This is a genomic window from Paenibacillus sp. J31P190 (genome assembly GCF_059692075.1).
On the sequence record NZ_JCAUAS010000004.1, the window covers coordinates 48,643 to 68,794 of the forward strand.

Sequence of the window (20,152 nt, forward strand, 5' to 3'; positions counted from 1 at the left end):
AGTCATTATTACCGATGTGGTACCTGCTAGCGGGTACCACATCGTGCTTTAAGGGGAGAGAACGGCGCCGGTAAGTCGACGTTTATGAAGACGGCGTAATTCATGTATCGAAGGGAGGTGCTGAAACCTAAGTATGCTCCTGTAGGATATTTAAAACAATTGATCCATTAATTTATGAAAGGGGTTACAAAAATGGCGATTAGCGCCCGAAAGGTAAAAAGTAATGTTGCGTTAGGTTTAGCTAGTTTTATGTTATTTTCTAATGTGGTTGCTTTTAGCGGAATGTCAACAAAAGCGCATGCTTTGCAGCTTTCAAATACGATAGAAAATCCTGACTTTGAAACTGGTGATTTATCAGGATGGACGACAACTGGGAATGCATTCAGCGATCTACCCTCAACTGCACAGCATTTTTGGGGTGTTCATCCTTTTAAACTGAACGGCAATTACCATGCATGGGGATGGAATCCAGCGGTAGTAGATTCCAACAACGTAAACATCTCAGATCCAAGAACAGGTACGTTGAGATCGAGTACGTTCAGGCTCTCCGGAAATGGTGAAGTTAACTTCTTGGTTGGCGGAGGCAATGACATCGATAATTTGTATGTCTCTCTCGTTCGCGCTTCTGATCATACAATCTTGTTTAAAAGCGCTGGGTTCGCATTGCCTGATCAATATGAAAGATATGTACGAGTGAATTGGCAAGCTCAAGATTACATAGGGGAAGATCTCTATATTGAAGTTGTGGACAATAGCACAAGTCAGCACATTAATGTGGACGATTTCCATGTATATAATGTAACGAATAGTATTGACAATCCAAGCTTCGAAACGGGAGATTTGAGTGGTTGGAACGCTAAGGGCGATGCTTTTTCAGTCTCAAACGCGGTAACTTATGGTGAGGATCAAACCTCTTATTATCAAAAAGGAAAGTACTTTGTATCGGGCTTGAACGGTGATGCCGGAAGTGCAGAAGCAAAGTTAGGTTCTCTGCAGTCTACCTCATTCAAGCTCGAAGGAACAGGTGAAGTAAACTTTCTTATCGGCGGAACGAATGATATGGATCATACTTATGTCACTCTAGTCAGAGAGTCCGACGATACAGAATTATATAGAGCAACCGGTTCTTCACTAGGTGACGGTCCCGAGTCCATGAAAAGAGTGATCTGGGATGTTTCCGCTCATCTTGGCGAAGTGGTCTACTTGAAAGCTGTTGATCTGGGTCAAGGACACATCAATGTTGATGATTTCCACGTATATAATACCATTCATAACGTTGTAAACCCTGACTTCGAAACGGGCGACTTAACAGGATGGACCGTTGAATCCGGAGAAGCGCCCGGTCAAGTTTCGCCAACCGTAAAATATTGGCATGAAAATCCGATTAATAAGACAGGTCAGTTCCATTTTTGGGGCGATGACATGAAGCAAGGATCAATCAAATCCAGTGTGTTTGTCCTTGGCGGAACTGGTGAAATTAATTTCATGATGGGTGGCGGAAATCTCGATACCCAGTATGTTGCTTTAATGCGTGCTTCTGACAATACAGAACTGATGAGAGCAAATCATACACAATTTGCAGATTCGGAGGCGTATGCAAGAGTGACTTGGGATGCTTCGGTTTACCTAGGCGAGCAAGTCTATTTAATGCTTGTGGACCAGATAGCAGCAGGCGGGTGGCAGCACGTGAATCTTGACGATGTCCAAGTTTATAATCTGCCTCATGACATTGTGAATCCTGACTTTGAAACCGGGGACTTGACGGGCTGGACGGTTACGAGCGGCGAGGCGCCTGGTAGGGTTACTTCAGAAGTAAATTACTGGCATCCTGACCCAATTAATAAAGTCGGTGAGTATCATTTCTGGGGTGATGATTGGAAGGAAGGTACTATTCAATCAACCACGTTTGTACTTGGCGGGAATGGCGAAATTAATTTCATGTTAGGTGGAGGTAATTTCCCTCAAACCGAGTATGTTGCGCTTGTTCGTGCTTCTGACGGGAAAGAACTGATCAAATCCACGCATACTGCTCATGCAGGCTCTGAGGGGTACGACCCGGTTGTGTGGGATGCTTCTGCGTTTACAGGTGAGGAAGTGTATCTGAAAGCAGTGGATAGCGTGCCTGGCGGCGGGTGGCAGCATGTTAACCTTGACGATATTCATGTATTCAACAACGACCCGGCAGATATCTTGAATCCAAGCTTCGATACAGGCACTTTAGAGGGCTGGCAAGCTGCAGGTGATGCTTTTACAGGAACTGTTTCCGCTGAGACAATGTCGGGTGAAGACCCAATCAACCAAATAGGCAATTACTATATTCAAGGCTTAGCCGGTGCCGGTTTGGGTAATGCGGATGTAAAAACAGGCTCTCTCCAATCGTCAGTCTTTAAACTTGGCGGCAACGGTGAAATTAACTTTATGTTAAGCGGTAATCATGATCCGAATCATCTTTACGTTGCGTTAGTAAAGGCGGAAGACGATTCAATCCTATTCAGTGAGACGCCGGCAAATGGTGCGGTAAGTCCTGAATCTCTTCGACGGATCGTTTGGGATGCCAAAGCCTACTTAGGGCAAAAGGTGTTTTTGAAAGTTATGGATAATAGCCTAACAGGACACTTGAATGTCGACGATTTCCATGTTCGCAATACAGGTTCTCCTTCTTATGTGATGAATAATGAAGATTTTGAAAAAGGAGATTTATCTGGATGGACAGTAGGTGGAAACGCATTTTCAGTTTCTGATCAGGACACTGATTCTTCGGGAAATGCCTACGGGCAACAGCGCAATTATCATGTTATTGGAAATAACGAAGCGACAGGCACTTTAACATCCAGTACATTCAGGCTTGCCGGGACAGGGACTGTTAATTTTAAAATTAGCGGAGATATAGACGTTGACCATCTTTATGTATCATTAGTTCGAGCATCCGACCATAAAGAATTGTTTAGAGCAACGGGTCACAACTCTCACAGTTATCAAACCGTCAGTTGGGACGCTTCAAAATTTATAAATGAAGATCTTTATTTCTCCATTGTCGACAATGTGGCGACAGGTCATATCGATGTCGATGATTTCAACTATTATGTGTCACATGAAATTATGAATGGCGATTTCGAGAGCGGAGACTTACGAGGTTGGAAGATCGTTGAGGGTAACGCTTTTGATAATACGGTAACAACGCAGGATAAATTCTGGGGAACAAAGCCATTTATGCAAAATGGACTGTATCATCTCTGGGGCTTTCAAGGCGGCGGAGACGGCAGAAAGGGAATTATGGAATCCAGCCATTTCATCGCTTCGGGCGATAAGAATATCCCTACATCGGGAAGATTAACTTTCCTGATGGGCGGCGGTTCGGATATCGATAACTTATACGTTGCGCTAGTTAGGGATCGAACAGGCGAGATTCTTTTCACGACTACAGGCAAGGGTGATGAACAATATTCAGAGCATGCTTTTGACGCTACCCCGTATGCCGGTGAAGAACTGTATTTCCGGATTGTGGATCAAACAACTGCCGGATGGGGACACCTCAACCTAGATCGCTTTGTAACGGTGAATGCTGTTTCACAATTAGAAAACCCTGATTTTGAAACTGGCGATTTGTCTGGGTGGACGATGGAAGGTGAAGCATTCGCAGATTCTATCTCAAATTTACCCGGGAATGGAAACTATGGAACGTATTATGTGAACGGGAATAAAGCGAAAAACCCTGCCTTGACAGGTACATTGTCATCAAAAGTATTCCAATTGACAGGGACTGGCATTCTAAGCTTTTTGGTCGCTGGAGGCAAGGATGCTGAACAGCTGCATGTAGCACTAGTCAGAGCTTCTGACCATATGGAACTGTTTAAAGCCACGGGATCGGACTCAGACAACTTTCAGGATGTTACATGGGATGCATCAGCTTACCTGGGGGAAGAAGTATATTTTAAAGTCGTAGACCATAAAACCTCAGGTGCTTTTGGTTATATCAGTGCAGATGATTTTCAATTAAGTATTCCGCGTGAAAAATACTTAGAGCAATACAGACCACAGTTTCACTACACACCTGAAAAAAATTGGATGAATGATCCAAACGGTATGGTCTATTATAATGGAGAATACCATCTGTTTTATCAGCATACTCCTTTCTCTACATCTCCTGCTTTCGATAAGATGCATTGGGGGCATGCGGTAAGTACAGATCTTACCCATTGGAAAGAACTTCCACCGGCCATAGCGCCTGATGAACATGGTGCCATATTCTCAGGAGGTGCTGTAGTCGATGCGCATAACACATCCGGATTTTTTAATGAAGAAGGTTCCGGTCTGGTAGCGTTCTATACGCAAAATGGATCGCAGCAGGTGCAGAGTATCGCTTACAGTAAGGATAATGGCAGAACCTGGACGAAATATACAGGAAATCCTGTCCTGTTATCGGAAGCTGCAGCGGATGTAAGGGAACCTAAAGGAACTGCGCCGGATTTCAGGGATCCTAAAGTATTCTGGCATGAGGATACTCACAAATGGATCATGCAATTAGCAGTTGGTCATCACATTGAGTTCTATTCATCGACAAATTTAAAGCAATGGAATTATGAAAGCTCATTTGGTTCTGACGGTCTTGGCTCACATTTCGGCATCTATGAATGTCCTGATTTAATCGAATTGCCCGTCGATGGAGATCCAACCAAGAAGAAATGGGTTATGCTCATTAGCACCGGTGATGGTAACGGAAACAGAAGAGATGTTGACCCTCAGCCTCCTGGCAAAGGATCAGGTATGATGTATTTTGTCGGCACGTTCGATGGCAAAACCTTTACACCGGATGAACGGCCAACTCCTGATCAATCCAATTGGATTGACTATGGTTCAGATTTCTATGCAGCAGTAACATGGAGCAATATTCGGGATGAGCAAGGAAGACCCGTATGGCTCGGCTGGATGAATAACTGGAGATATGCGAGCAATACGCCTACAAGTACTTGGCGGGGTGGAATGAGCATTCCGCGTACGGTTGAGCTTAAGACGACAACGGATGGAATCCGTCTGACTCAGGAGCCGGTTCAGCAGTTGGAACAATTAAGAAAGCCGGTTCTGTATTGGACCAATTTCCAAGTTCAACAGGATAATAATGTGTTGCAAGCCGTATATGGAAGTACGATGGAAATTGTCGTGGAATTCGGTATTCAGGATGCATCGGAATTTGGATTTAAGGTTCGTAAGTCCAACTCGCAGGAGACAGTGATCGGGTATGACACGTCAAGTCAAAAAGTGTTTGTGGACCGTACACATTCAGGAGGACCTGATGTAAGTGATATTATCCCTGTCCGGCAAGAAGCTCCTCTGCTTCCGGAAAATAACAAAATTAAACTTCATATCTTTGTAGATGAGGATACCCTTGAAGTGTTTGCAAATGATGGAAGAAGAGTCTTCACAGATCAAATATTCCCTGATTCGAACAGCAAGGGTCTCGAGCTTTATGCAAAAAATGGGGAAGTGAACGTCAACTTTTTAAGTATTTATCAGCTTGACGGCATTTGGGCAGATAGGTCGATCAAGAAGCTTCAAATGGATAAAAGAAGCTACACGCTTGAAACGAATAGAACCCACTCAACCGTTGTATCGGCTCTTGTTTTAAGTCCAATGACTCAAACTGTAAATCAAGCGGTATATGGCGGTGCCATTCATGATGCAAACAACTCTGTAACGGGAATCGTTTATGGAGGTTTGCAGGGTATGCCATTAACGGTGTATGGATTTGGCGAACTAACAAGCAAACAAATGGTTACGGACCAAGCTGTATTCAAAAGCTCTGATCCTTCTATAGCCATTGTGAGTGCTGCTGGCATAGTGTACGGAAAGCGACCTGGTCAAACCTTGATTACAGCTGCGTATAAAGGACATGTGACAACAGCTTCCGTCACGGTTGTACAATCAAATGAAACTGATTCAGAACCTACGCCAGTAACCCCAGTAACTACAGGTGTGGGCACAACGCCTAACAATCATGACCGACTTGTTGTTCCGACTAGTTTAATTAATAAAATTGCTATGGGTAAAGTTTCAAAAGAGATGTTGAATAAAGCGTTGGATGCAGTCAGGAATGACGCTAAAGGCATCAAAAAGATAACAATCGAATTGGACAAAGCGGATGATGTTAAAGGGTACAGCATCGAGATACCATCTACGTTCTTATCGAGTGATCATGCTAATCGACAATTTGAAATTCGTAGTCCAATAGGCACAATGACTTTATCGAGTCAGATGTTTACCGAAGGCGCGTTCAATGAGAATGACAACATTGTTTTAAGTATGACCCTTGCTAATCAAGAGGCAGCTGGTAACGGCAAACAATCTGAAATCGGAACAAGACCGGTTCTTGAATTAATTGCCACTTTGAATGGTAAAGTTATTCCATGGCGTAATGCGGCTGCTCCTGTACAGGTAGCTATCAATTACACGCCTACAGCAGAAGAAATTAACCATACAGATCATTTAGTTGTTTGGTATCTGGATCCATCCGGCAGCATCGCGCCTGTTCCAAATGCTAAATTTAATAAAGCAACGGGTGAAATGATCTTTAAAACGATTCATTTCAGCTATTATGCAATTGCTTACGTGAATAAGTCCTTTGATGATCTTAATGATTATGCTTGGGCTAAAAAGCAGGTCGAACTCCTTGCATCCAAAGGCATTATTCAAGGCACAACTGAGACAGCTTTTGCTCCGCAAAAGGATATTACAAGGGCAGACTTTATTCTGCTGCTTGTACGCGCACTTGAATTAACGGCCCAAGCGGATTCCAACTTTGATGATGTTAAATCTGATGATTATTATTATGAAGCGGTCAGCATCGCTAAAAAGCTAGGTATTACAAATGGCATAGATGGAAGTCACTTTAACCCGAATGCTTCCATTACAAGGCAGGATATGATAGTTATGCTGAATAGAGCGATGGCTGCAGCAAAACGCGATACAGCCAAAGGTACAAAATCGGATTTGAATATATTCCAGGATAGTAATGATATTTCGTCATATGCCATTGACAGTGTTTCTACTCTTGTGAAATCCCATATTATTGAAGGAAACAACGGGAAGATTCATCCATTCGATCATACGACAAGGGCTGAGACGGCTGTAGTGCTTTACCGATTATTGATACTGGAATAATCGCAGCCAAGACGATAGTAACAAGATATAGCCCTAGCCTGCTTCATAACAGGCTAGGGCATTTTTTGTTTAGTAGAAAAATTTCAACAGTTGCAAGAGAATTTTCTATTATTTTTTGTATTTATCACAGGTATGATGAAGACACAGAAAACAAACATCCATTCTTTTAGGGAGGTGAGGTTTCTTTTAGGTAAGTGATTAGTGTCAATCATGATTGACTTTATTTGGGGGATTTGGTTGTATTCAAAAAAAAGGAAGGAGAAAAGAACATGCTAAAGAGCTTTGCAATTGAATAACTGTGTCGCTAAACGTGGTAGACAATTGGACTCTAAAACATGTTCATAGAAAACAATTACATTTAAATTATCACATATTTTTCTATTGTTCGACAAACTTTTTTTGAAAAAATTACTATAATTCGGAGGAAATTGAACATGAAAAACATGAAGATTTTGTTGTTACTTTTTGTTGTATTTGCACTTTCGGCTTGTGGTAAAGCAGCGGAAACCAAACCCGCAGCAGCAACTGGGGCGCCAGCAGAAACAGCTAGCGCAGCTAAAGCAGCAGATCCGGCACCAAAGAAAAAAGTGGTTATCGGTTTGACCGTACAAAACTTAAGCAATCCTTTTTTCGTAGCGATGTCCAAAGGTGCAGCTGAAGCTGCTAAGAAACACGGCGGTGAAGTTATCGCAGTTAGCGCAGAAGATAATTTGGCTACACAAACTGCTCAAATCGAAGATTTTATTACTAAAAAAGTAAGTATGATTATTCTAAGTTCCGTAGATACCAAAGGTATTGCAGCAGCAGTGGGTCAAGCTAAAGCAGCAGGTATCCCCATCATTTCAGTCGATACAATTTCTGAAGGCGGCGTTAATGCGAGTGTAACTTCCGATAACGTTCAAGCAGGAAGAATCGCAGGTGAATATTTGGTTAAACGGTTGAACGGAAAAGGAAATATTGCTGTATTAGATGGCCCGCCGGTATCCGCTGTAACAGACCGTATTGCCGGATTTAAAGAAGCTCTCAAAGCAGCTCCGGGAATTAAAATCGTTGCTAATCAAAACGGTAACGGCAACCGTGAAACATCGCTGGCGAAGATGGAAACCATCCTGCAAGCAAACGGTAAAGGACAAATCGATGCGGTATTTGCTATTAATGATCCAACAGGTATTGGCGCTAAAATCGCAGCAGAACAAGCCGGTCGAGACAAGGAAATGTTTATTGTTGGGGTGGATGGATCTCCGGATGCAGTAACGACACTTAAAGAAAACAAAAGCTATGTTGGAAGCTCAGCACAAAATCCGTTTAATATGATTACCATTGCAGTTGAAACGGCATTTAAAGTTCTTGCTGGTGAAAAAGTGGAACCATTAATTAAACTTCCAACTGATTTCATTACGACAGAAAACGTTAAAGACTATAAAGGCTGGTAATATTGAATCATTATTATGATGTGGTACCTGCTAGTGGGTACCACATCGTAGTTATTCAGTCTTCTATCATTGATATAAATAAATAATTTGGTGGAGTGAGAACATGGAAGCTGTGCAAGCGGAAGTTGAAAATAACATTTCCTCTGAATCGTCGTCACAAGTCTTAAGCATGCGTGCGATCACCAAGTCTTTCTCAGGGGTTACTGTATTAAAAAACATAAATATTGACCTGCATAAAGGTGAAGTCCATGCTTTAATGGGAGAGAACGGCGCAGGTAAGTCGACGCTTATGAAGATTATGGCAGGGATATACCGTCCAGATAACGGCGAGATTATGTATCGAGGCAAATCGATCACATGGCATAATGCGATGGAAGCGCGAGAGAAAGGCATTAGTGTCATTCATCAAGAGCTGAATCTTTCTCCGAATATAACCATAGGTGAAAACGTATTAATGGGAACCAAATTCCCGAAAAATAAGTTCGGTATGGTGGACTGGAAGAAAGTTCACGAACGAGCACATTTCCTATTAAAATCAATCGGATCTGATCTAGATCCTAGATCATATGTCTCAACCTTAAGTGTCGCCCAACAACAAATGGTGGAAATCGCTAGAGCCCTATCAATAGAAGCAGAAGTTCTAGTGATGGATGAACCAACAGCTTCGTTAACACACAAAGAAATAGATAAGCTGTTTATTATTATTAATGAATTAAAACAAAAAGGTGTTGCGATTGTTTACATTTCACATCGCATGGATGAAATTTTTAAAATTTCTGATCGCTGTACCATTTTGCGTGATGGAGAGTGGATTACAACGATTCCTATCGCCGAAACCAATCCGGAGCATCTAGTTAAGACAATGGTTGGCCGTGAATTAACCGACTTATTTCAAAAACCGCCTTCACATACGATTTGGATTAAAGATAAAACCCCGGTTTTAGAGGTTAGAGGTTTATCTGATAACAAAAATGTAAAGGATATTTCGCTAGAGGTGCATTCAGGAGAAATTGTTGGGATTTCAGGATTGGTAGGGGCAGGAAGAACTGAATTAGTCAGAGCTATCTTTGGTTTATCGGAAATATCATCAGGTGAAATTCTGATTAACGGTCAACCGGTGAAAATCACTTCTCCACAAGACGCTATACGATATGGTATTGCTCATGTTCCGGAAAGTCGTAAAGAACAAGGATTATTCCTGAATATGTCTGTCAAAGAAAATATTATGATGGCTGAAATGTATAAATATCGAAAAGCAGCCCTCTTAGATTGGTCGCAAATAAGCAATGAAGCTGACATGTATATAAGAGAACTAGGCATTAAAACGGCAAACAAAGAACAAAAGGTGGTCAGCTTAAGCGGAGGAAATCAGCAAAAAGCGCTGCTTGCACGTTGGTTATCCATCCAGCCCAAAGTGCTTTTGTTAGATGAACCGACGAGAGGTGTCGACATTGGCGCCAAAACTGAAATTCATAAAGTGATTTGTAAATTAGCCAAAAACGGTCTTGCTGTGCTAGTCATTTCCTCTGAACTGCCAGAAATACTAGCGCTGAGTGATCGTATACTTGTTATGCATGAGGGTAAATTACGGGCAAACTTACAACGTGAAGACGCGACACAAGAAAAGATCATGTATTATGCAACGGGGGAGATCAAATGAGCGCTGGAATGGAAGCAATCGTGAATAAAAAACATAATGTTGGATTATCTATGGGGAAAATTTGGAACCAACTAGGCATGTTAATTGTATTAGTTGCTATTTGTATCATACTAGCCATTTTTGCACCTAATTTCACGGATACGGGCAATATTCTTAATATATTAAAACAATCATCCGTTAACGGAATTCTTGCGGCGGGTATGACATTAGTTATTCTGACTGGCGGGATTGATTTATCTGTGGGATCTACGATCGCACTTTCGGGCGTTATTTCCGTATTGCTTTCAAAACAAGGAATTAACCCTTTTATTGCCATGTTCGCTGGGATTGCGGTGGGATATGCAGCTGGTTGGATCAATGGTTTCCTGACTGCAAGAACTAAACTTCCATCCTTTATTGTTACATTAGGCAGTATGACTTATATAAGAGGTGCTGCTTTTGTGATTAGCGGGGGATTACCTACCATACTGGCATCAGAACCGTTTAAGTTTATTGGATCAGGGAAGATCCTATCGGTTCCAACACCGATATACATTATGCTCATTGTCTATTTGGTGATGTTTATCGTACTTAAATATACGATGTTTGGTAGACATATTTATGCGATTGGCGGTAATGAAGAGGCAGCGAGATTAACAGGTATTAAGGTTGAAAAGACATTAATTAATGTGTATGCCATAAGTGGTTTATGTGCGGGATTAGCTGGCGTAGTTCTTGCAGGGCGTTTAATTTCCGGTCAGCCGAATGCTGGAAGCATGGCCGAGCTTGATGCTATTGCTGCTGTTGTTCTCGGCGGCACGAGCCTAGCGGGGGGAATTGGCCGAATTCAGATGACCATCATTGGTGTGTTAATCTTGGGCGTAATTAGAAATGGATTGACACTTTTAAATGTTAGCTTCTTTTGGCAAACCGTTATTACAGGTGTTGTTATCGTACTTGCGGTGCTATTGGATCGTCTTCGCAGCGATAAGTAAGAGGAAGGGCTGTTACTATGGTGAAATTTCATTTCAAGAGCATACGTACCCGCACATTAGTCACGATTCTACCATGGTTAATTTTATCTATGTTTGTGTTGTCTGCGTTAAGTTACAGCTATTCTAAACAAATTATCAATGCGGAAATCCAAGATAAAATGGCATATCAATTAAACGCAACGATCAACAATATGCAAACCATATTAACAGCGCACAGTAAAATACCTGAAAGCTTAGCACGCACGATTGAACCTGTAGGTGACAAGATTGATAAAGGTAAATATTTTCAAATTATTCAAGGTTTGTTGTCCACTAACCCGGATACCTTTGGCGTTGGGATTTGGTATGAGCCCTACCAATATAAAAATTATTTGCAATATTACAGCTCCTATGCCTACCGGGATAACGGTCGCATTTTATTTTCCAATGATTATGATACGAAAGAATATAATTATCCCGAAAAAGAGTGGTATCTGCTTGGTAAAAACACAAAGGAAACCATGGTATGGACGGATCCATTTTATGATAAAACCTCTGGCGCTATGATATTAACAACGGCTGTTCCGTTTTATAACAATAATAAATTTCAAGGGGTCGTTACAGCCAACATCAATTTAACCAACTTACAGCAGAAAATTTCAGACATGCATGTTGGAAAAAATGGATGGGCTTTTTTGTTGGATCGAAATGGGAACTTTATTGCTAATAAAGATAACCAGAATGCAACGAATCATCAGATCATGAATGACCCTAATGTAAGTTTGGCCCAAATTGGCCAAGAAATACTGTCGAATAACAATGGAAATGCCGTTTTTAGTGACGATAAAGGATCCAATAAAGTGTATTATCAGACGGTTCCGGATACATCTTGGAAACTGGCAATCGTTATTTCGCAGGAGGAGCTTTACCAAAAGCTAAACGATTATTTTATCATTTCGCTTATGATTATAATTGTGTTGATTTGTTTTATTATCATGGTAATTTATTTCTACAGTTTATACATTACCAATAACATTAAGAAAGTAAATATACTTTCTCAATCGATGTCAAACGGGGATTTAACCCAAACTATACCTATAAAAACGGTCGACGAATTTGGCCAAATGGGCACAAATCTAAATACAATGGCAAGTAACTTGAAGTCCATTCTATTGCAAGTATCTGAAAGTGCGAAAAGCGTGTCTGTCACTTCTGTTCTTTTATCCGATAATGCGGAACAATCTGCGAAAGCAACAGAAGAAATTGCTCAATCGATTCAAGAAGTAGCGAGTAGTACACATACACAACTTTCATTAACTGATGAAGCTGTTGAAGAAACAACAGACATGTTTGTAAATATCAAAAAAATTACACAACGAATTGAACTTTCAAGCCAATCAGCAGAGGATGCGCTGCAAACGGCCATTGAAGGAAAAGCGAATATTGCGGAAGCAGTAAGTCAAATCAATGTGATTTCGCGAAACTCATCCGATTCGGTTGCGATCGTCCACCAATTAGAAGAGAAATCCAAAAAGATCAATCACATCATGACATTACTATCCACCATTGCAAAGCAAACAAACATGCTTGCTTTAAATGCGGGTGTTATTGCTGCTCAAGCAGGAGCAAATGGAAAAACATTTACGGTGATTTCTCGGGAAATTCGCCTTCTTGCTGAAAATTCGATGCAATCGAATCAGGAAATCAATACCTTAGTAACGGAGATTCAGGAGGATATCTCGAAAGCAGTGAAAGCCATGGAAGATGGTGATTCTGCAGTTCAAGAAGGGAAGCTGCTTACGAAGAAAGCAGGAGACTCCTTTACTAATATCCTTAAACTAGTTGAAGGGGTTTCTGAGCAAGCGGGCGAAATGACAAATGAAATTAAATGGATTCAAACGAATATGCAAAAAATGGTTGAAATTATGGAGGTAGTCTCTAATCTATACGGAAGTTCAGCAAGTTCGACCAATCACATCTCGGCAACGACAGAGGAACAGACAGCGGCAATCCAAGAAGTTGCTTCCTATTCCAGCGAATTAGCCCATATGGCTAAGGTCTTACAACAAGCTGTGGCTTCATTTAAGCTCAAGTAATTCGTAGATCAAAGGATGCCAACTTTATCAGAGATCAATGAACTAATTGACTATGCGTGATAATCGGAAACATGAGGTAGTTTGCTCTAAGCTGATAATAGCTAGGCAGACTGCTTTTTTTTCATTTTTGCAAGCGGTTATATTTTATTTAAAGGATGTGATCGATATGCAAGTAATATTTTCCCTCAGAGTTATCTGGTGGCCAGCAGCCGCTCATTTTTTAAAGCCACACAGCACGCATTGAATACATCATTATTTATTTCCCCGCTACATCATTTCCTTGAAAGGTGAACGATTTCTTTATCAAGTTTGTTGATTTCGTTCTGTACCATCTCAGTTTCCTTATGTTTTATGATGTAGATGCGCACTTTTTTGACCCGTTTTTCTGATAGGTTGCGCATACATATAATTGACGGTCAACATCGTGTAAGATAGTTTAAGCATCTAATTGTATCAATATTGTAAATTTTATGGTAGAAAAGAATGGATATAAATTGATATAGAGATCGTTGATTAATCTAGAATTTTTGAAGCGAAATGCTTATTTTACAAAAACTTAACGACTTAAGTCATTGTATATGTCAGTGACATGGATTAAGCTCACTATAGATCACTGATCTATGTGTGATTCTTAGCAAACGAGGGATAACCAGGGATGAAAAATGCACACGCGTCAAAGAAATCGAGCCTACTGTATCTGCAAATAGCTGATAAGGCCATAGGCATTATCCAGAGCCGCAGGCTTCAACCGCATGATCCCGTCCCTTCGGAAGGAGAGCTTGCGAAGTTGTTCGGTGTTAGCCGGATGACGAGTAAGCTGGCGTTGGAACGGTTGGTCGAGCAGGGTCTGGTGTACCGTTTGCCGAGAAGGGGAACCTTCCTTTCCGGACCAAGGGATGGAGAGCCTTATAACGGAGTACTACCGTCAGAAAGTAAAGCGCTTCCAGTTGAGGATAAGCAGAGTAAGCAGATAGCTCTTATAGTGCCCCATCTATCTGATTACACTTCAAAAATTATCGCAGCAGCAGAGATCGAAGTGCGAAAACACGATTGCGATCTTATTCTGAAAATCAGCAAGGATAAAGATGATGAGGATCGTTGCCTGCAGAGACTTGTTGAAGGGGGAATAGACGGCATCGTTTTATTTCCTCAAGGGCGCAAGACATGCAGTGACCAGGTGCTGAGATTGAAATTACAGCAGTTTCCGATTGTTATTATCGACCGAATCTTTCGTGAGGTTCAGATTGATTGCGTGTATCACGATCACTATCAGGGCTCTTACCAGATGACCAAGTATTTGATCGAGAAGGGGCACCGGGAAATCGGATATACCTCGAACTCGATAGATAATATCACTAGCAGGGAGGAGAGGTATCTAGGTTATATCCAGGCGTTGCTCGATCATGCGATTCCAGTCAAAAATCAATATATTCATTTTAAAACCGTGCCATGCAATCCAAGTCGTATTAACGAGAGCGACCCTGAACAGGAAGGGTTTATTCAGGAAAATCCGCAGATGACAGCCCTCATGTGCGGGGATGATCATGTGGCCATTTCAACCTTATATACTGCCTTGAGTATGGGGATCTCTGTCCCAGATAAGCTTTCAATTGTTGGGTTCTCCGATATCCAGTTATCAGCGTTAACGCCGATTCCTCTTACAACGGTCAGACAGGATACCGGGCAGCTTGCCCAATCGGCATTTAATCTTCTTATGAAACGCATAAATCATTCACATGAGAAAACGATTACAATCAAAATTCAAACGAAGATCGTAGAGAGGAAATCCGTTCTTTAGGATTGACAGAAGGAGTTTATATGAAAATTCATTTTCTAGGAACCGCAGCTGCAGAGGGCTTTCCGAATGCATTTTGCCGCTGTGAGCATTGCCTCAAAGCTCGGAAGCTCGGAGGAAAAAACATACGTACACGAACCTCGGCCATCATTGACGATGTAATCAAGTTCGACTATTCGCCAGATTCTTATATGCAGGCGCTTCGAGACAACATTGATTTGGGCGCTATCGAGCACCTGCTTGTCACCCATACGCACTCCGATCATTTTAATGCTTATGATTTGGAATGCCGGAGAGCGGGAATTGCTCACGAACTTCAGCATCCGATGCATATCTATGGGAATGATGCCGTGATGTACCATACGCGTGTTGCCATCGGCCGCTTTGAAGGAGAAAGGTTTGCTTTTCATCTGCTGCGCCCATTCGAGACGATAAAGGTAGGTGATGCACTTGTTACATCGCTCCTGGCGGATCATGACCGTATGGAAACATGCTTATTGTATGTGATCGAAAAGGATGGCAAAAAGCTGCTGTATGGACATGATTCGGGCTGGTTTCCAGAAGCTACTTGGGCATGGTTAAAGGGGAAAAATCTGGATTGTGCTATACTCGACTGCACGCACGGATACACGGGGAATTCACGAGATCGCAATCATATGTGTATTGAGACGGTGCTGGAGGCCCAGCGTGAGTTTCGGAAAGAAAACATATTGAAAGAGGAAGGGCACATCATCGTCACGCACTTTAGCCATAATTCCAAACTGCTTCACGATGAATTTGACGAAATTTTCAAACCCGCCGGGGTTGTAGTAGCCTATGATGGATTGATCTTTAATATCTAGAAATCCAGATGCTAATAGTCTCATTGTTTTTATAAAAAATCAATCTATAACCTAAAGGAGAGTCGAAAAATATGATGAGAAAAATGATAAGCGTATCTTTAATATCAATTATGTGTTTAGCGGTAACTGCCTGCGGTGGAGGCAATACAAACGGTAATACGGCGGGGACTACGGCACCGACTAGTACACCGGCCGCATCTGCACCTGCATCGAAAGAACCGGTTAAGAATGAAAAGTTGATTGTTTATACGAACGCGAATTCAGACGGCAGAGGCGATTGGTTAGTCCAGAAGGCGAAAGACGCTGGATTTGATATCGAAATTGTCGGTGCCGGCGGAGCAAATTTAACGAATCGCTTGATAGCCGAGAAAAACAATCCAGTTGCGGACGTCATCTATGGATTAAACAATATGCTTTATGAAAATTTAAAGAAAGAAAAAGTTCTTGCCAAATATGCCCCAGCATGGGCGGGAGAAATTGAAGCAGGCTTGAACGACACGGAAGGATATTACCATGGTTTGGTCAAGCAAGCCATTCTGATTGGCTATAATCCAAAGACTTATACAGCGGATACAGCACCGAAGGATTGGTCCGATGTGTATAGCAATCCGCAGTTCAAAGGTAAATATGAGACTCCCACTCAGCTTGATCAAATTACTCCTCAGCTAATAGTGGCAAGCATATTGACCAAATACAAAGATGACAAAGGCCAGTATGGAATTTCCAAGCAAGGCTGGGATGAAATCAAGAAGTTGTATGACAACGGTGTCCCAGCTGTTAAAGGCGAAGATTTCTATCAGAATATGGTTAACGGAAAATCCCCGATTGGAGCCGTCGTTTCGGGCACTCTGCAGGCAAAAGAGAAACAATATGGGGTTAAAGCGGGAATTGTAAGTCCAAGTAGTGGAGTACCCATGATTGTAGAACAAGCGGCTATCGCGAATGGGACTAAGAAAATGGAAACGGCAAAAAGGTTTATCGACTGGATCGGTTCGGCGGACGTGCAAGGACAATTTGCCGCACAATTCAATGCCATGCCTGCGAATACGAAAGCTGTCGCAAAAGCAAACAAAGATGTGCAAGCTCTTTATGCGTCAATCAAGCCAATAGCATTTGACTGGGTATTTGTTGCCGGAAACCTTGGGAAATGGGTAGAAAAAATTCAATTGGAAATTATGAAATAAGGTTTGATGATTCAAGCTGCATGTTGGAATATTCCATGCATGCAGCCTGTTTATTAAAAAAATACTTTTTACAGAGGTCAAAAATGATTACATTTAAAGATGTTCAAATTCATTTCGGCGATTTCCATGCTATCAAGAAACTTAATCTCGACATCAGAGAAGGAGAATTTTTTACGTTCCTCGGGCCGTCGGGATGCGGGAAAACGACTATTCTTCGGAGCTTGGTAGGTTTTATAAATCCTGCGAGTGGACAGATCCTGTTGAATGATCGGGATATCACCCAAGTGCCTATTGAAAAGCGTGAAATCAGCATGGTCTTTCAAAGCTATGCGCTGTTTCCCACATTAAATGTATACGAAAACATAGCTTTTGGCATGAGGGTGAAAAAGTTCTCTAAAGCCGAGGTAGATGCGCAGGTTAAAGAGATTGCCCGAAAAGTAGACTTAAGCGAGGAACAGCTCGTCAAAAAAGTGTCCGAGTTATCGGGCGGTCAGCAGCAGCGTGTCGCTATCGCGAGGGCTCTTGTGCTCAAGCCTAGCATACTTGCATTGGATGAGCCTTTGTCCAATTTGGACGCCAAGCTGAGAGTGCAATTGCGTAATGAGTTAAAGGATCTTCAGAAGAAGTTTGGGATCACTACGGTATATGTAACGCATGATCAGGAAGAAGCCTTAACTTTATCGGATCGAATCGCTGTATTTAACAAGGGGATTGTGGAACAAGTCGGTACGCCGCGGGAAATTTACAATGAATCTAAGACGGAATTTGTTTGTAACTTTATTGGCGATATTAATCTGATTCAACCGACGATTATTCAGAACTCTCCCTTAAAGGATTTCATTGATCCCGCCAAAAAATCGTATATTCGAAACGAAAAAATAAGCCTCACACCAATAGCTCAGGGTAAAAATGCCGTACAATTAAAAGGGAAAATTGTGGATCAGGAATTTTATGGCATTTACACAAAATATTCGGTGGAGATTGCAGGCGGCGGGATATTGAAGACCGTTGAAACAGAAAAAGGACATGACCAATACCAAACGGGAGATGAGATTGACATTTATATGCATGCCGGCGATATTTTGCAGTACTAGGGGGTCATATTGTTGAACGTACAGATTACTAAAAAAGCGCGGTCGTCCGTCCCTTTGTCCACATTGATATTCTATGCTTTGATAGCATGGTTTGTCATCGCCTTTCTGATTTATCCGAATCTTAATGTTTATTATGAAATCTTTTTCGGTAAGGGAAATTTTTCATTTGAACCCGTTCAAAAGCTGTTATCCTCCGCTCGTGCCATGAAAAGCTTGTACAACAGCTTTATTTTAGCGATTTCGCTTATTTTTACGGTAAACCTTGTCGGGATCTTCTTGGTTCTGGTTGTCGAGTACTTTGATATCAAAGGCGCAAAGATATTAAGGCTTGGCTATTTTACAACGCTCATCTACAGCGGCGTTGTGCTTGTATCCGGTTACAAATTGATTTACGGTGAAACGGGACTTATGACGAAAGTCTTGGCCTTTGTATTTCCTTCCTTTGATACGACGTGGTTTCACGGCTATTGGGCAGTGCTATTTGTCATGACGTTCGCCTGTACATCCAACCATGTGCTTTTTTTAAGCAATGCTATGCGTAAAGTGGATTTTCAAACAATCGAAGCAGCGAAAAACATGGGGGCATCGCCCTTTTATATTCTGAGACGGGTCGTACTTCCCGTATTGAAGCCGACTATTTATGCGTTGACGATTCTCCTCTTTCTTACAGGATTAGCTGCAACATCGGCGCCTCTGATTCTGGGAGGGACGGAATTTCAAACGATTACGCCTATGATTCTTGCCTTCGCCAACAGCACTTATTCCAAAGATTTAGCCGCGTTGCTTGCGCTCGTTCTCGGATTGGCAACCATGGTTTTGCTGTCCATCATGATCCGGTTTGAAAGAAAAGGAAATTTCATGTCGGTATCCAAAGTTAAATCCGAGATGGTTAAGCAAAAAATCATTCATCCGCTTGCGAATGTGCTTACCCATGCCGCAGCTTATCTTCTGTTTCTGATCTATGTCATTCCTGTCATTCTTATTATTGCTTTTTCCTTTACAGATGCCCAAAGCATTGCAAAAGCATCGATTTCCTTCAGCAATTTGACTTTGAACAATTATATCCAAGTGTTTTCAAGTCTTTCCGCTTTTAAACCTTATCTGGTAAGTGTCTGCTATGCAGCGGCAGCGTCAATTACCGTTGTGGCTTTGGCTTTAATGGCTTCCCGAATATTGCATAAATATAAGAACACCTGGACCGATATGCTGGAGTATTCCCTGCTGATCCCGTGGATGCTGCCTTCAACATTAATTGCAATCGGTCTGATTGTCACCTTTGGCATACCTCGGCTTATTATTGGCAATAACGTGTTGGTCGGATCCGTATGGTTGCTGTTCATTGCCTATGTGATCGTCCACATTCCATTTACCCTTCGTATGGTGAAGGCATCCTTCTTCAGTCTTGACAGTAATCTTGAGGATGCAGCCAAAAATTTGGGTGCCAAATCCTTTTATACCTTCAGAAGGGTACTTCTGCCCATCATTCTTCCCTCCACGCTGGCTGTCCTTGCTTTGAATTTCAACGGGATATTGGCGGATTATGACCTGACGGTATTTCTGTATCACCCTCTGTACCAGCCGTTGGGCATTGTTATCAAAAATAGTACAGATGCAGATGCGGTGGCTGATTCAAAAGCACTGACTCTTGTCTATTCTGTGATTTTGATGATTATGTCTGCCCTTACCTTATATTTTGTATACGGTAGAAGAAGTAAAGGCTAGCATTGAAAATGAAAAAACCTTCCTACTGATATTATCCCCTTATGGTTAACAGTGAAGAAAAGTCCATGGGTACAATGGACTTGAAAGCTGCTAAACTAGAGGGGATTTTTTCATGGCAAAATAGCGACATGTATTAATTAATGAAGTCAAGGATTGTCTTCCGCTAGCTATTAGCCCCGGCTGATAAATACTCGACAGTCTTTTTTTCCAGTAGGGCT

10 protein-coding genes are annotated in these 20,152 nt (G+C 41.8%); all 10 read left to right on the forward strand.

Features of this window, described 5'->3' with window-relative positions; all coding sequences use genetic code 11:
- Positions 1 to 192: 192 nt before the first annotated feature.
- The 10 genes from AC58U0_RS10170 to AC58U0_RS10215 all read left to right on the forward strand — a co-directional run bounded on the left by AC58U0_RS10170 (position 193) and on the right by AC58U0_RS10215 (position 19,934).
- Positions 193 to 7,155, forward strand: coding sequence for a GH32 C-terminal domain-containing protein (locus AC58U0_RS10170; RefSeq protein WP_497378890.1), 6,963 nt, complete (start codon positions 193 to 195; stop codon positions 7,153 to 7,155).
- A 434-nt stretch (positions 7,156 to 7,589) separates the two neighbouring features.
- On the forward strand, positions 7,590 to 8,588 hold the full coding sequence (locus AC58U0_RS10175) for a substrate-binding domain-containing protein (protein WP_497378891.1): 999 nt from the start codon (positions 7,590 to 7,592) through the stop codon (positions 8,586 to 8,588).
- A 103-nt stretch (positions 8,589 to 8,691) separates the two neighbouring features.
- Positions 8,692 to 10,248, forward strand: a complete 1,557-nt coding sequence (locus tag AC58U0_RS10180) for a sugar ABC transporter ATP-binding protein (protein WP_497378892.1) — start codon at positions 8,692 to 8,694, stop codon at positions 10,246 to 10,248.
- 50 nt (positions 10,249 to 10,298) lie between these two features.
- Positions 10,299 to 11,222 (forward strand): ABC transporter permease, encoded by a 924-nt coding sequence (locus AC58U0_RS10185; protein WP_497379160.1) that lies wholly within the window; start codon positions 10,299 to 10,301, stop codon positions 11,220 to 11,222.
- A 20-nt stretch (positions 11,223 to 11,242) separates the two neighbouring features.
- Positions 11,243 to 13,297, forward strand: a complete 2,055-nt coding sequence (locus AC58U0_RS10190; RefSeq protein ID WP_497378893.1) for a methyl-accepting chemotaxis protein — start codon at positions 11,243 to 11,245, stop codon at positions 13,295 to 13,297.
- Between the two features lie 655 nt (positions 13,298 to 13,952).
- Entirely contained in the window at positions 13,953 to 15,095 is a 1,143-nt protein-coding gene (locus tag AC58U0_RS10195) for a GntR family transcriptional regulator (protein WP_497378894.1), read from the forward strand.
- A 20-nt stretch (positions 15,096 to 15,115) separates the two neighbouring features.
- Positions 15,116 to 15,934, forward strand: coding sequence for an MBL fold metallo-hydrolase (locus tag AC58U0_RS10200; RefSeq protein WP_497378895.1), 819 nt, complete (start codon positions 15,116 to 15,118; stop codon positions 15,932 to 15,934).
- Positions 15,935 to 16,005: 71 nt separating this feature from the next.
- Positions 16,006 to 17,118, forward strand: coding sequence for an extracellular solute-binding protein (locus tag AC58U0_RS10205; protein ID WP_497378896.1), 1,113 nt, complete (start codon positions 16,006 to 16,008; stop codon positions 17,116 to 17,118).
- An 83-nt stretch (positions 17,119 to 17,201) separates the two neighbouring features.
- Positions 17,202 to 18,212, forward strand: a complete 1,011-nt coding sequence (locus tag AC58U0_RS10210; RefSeq protein WP_497378897.1) for an ABC transporter ATP-binding protein — start codon at positions 17,202 to 17,204, stop codon at positions 18,210 to 18,212.
- A 12-nt stretch (positions 18,213 to 18,224) separates the two neighbouring features.
- Positions 18,225 to 19,934, forward strand: a complete 1,710-nt coding sequence (locus tag AC58U0_RS10215; protein ID WP_497378898.1) for an ABC transporter permease — start codon at positions 18,225 to 18,227, stop codon at positions 19,932 to 19,934.
- Positions 19,935 to 20,152 lie beyond the last annotated feature (218 nt).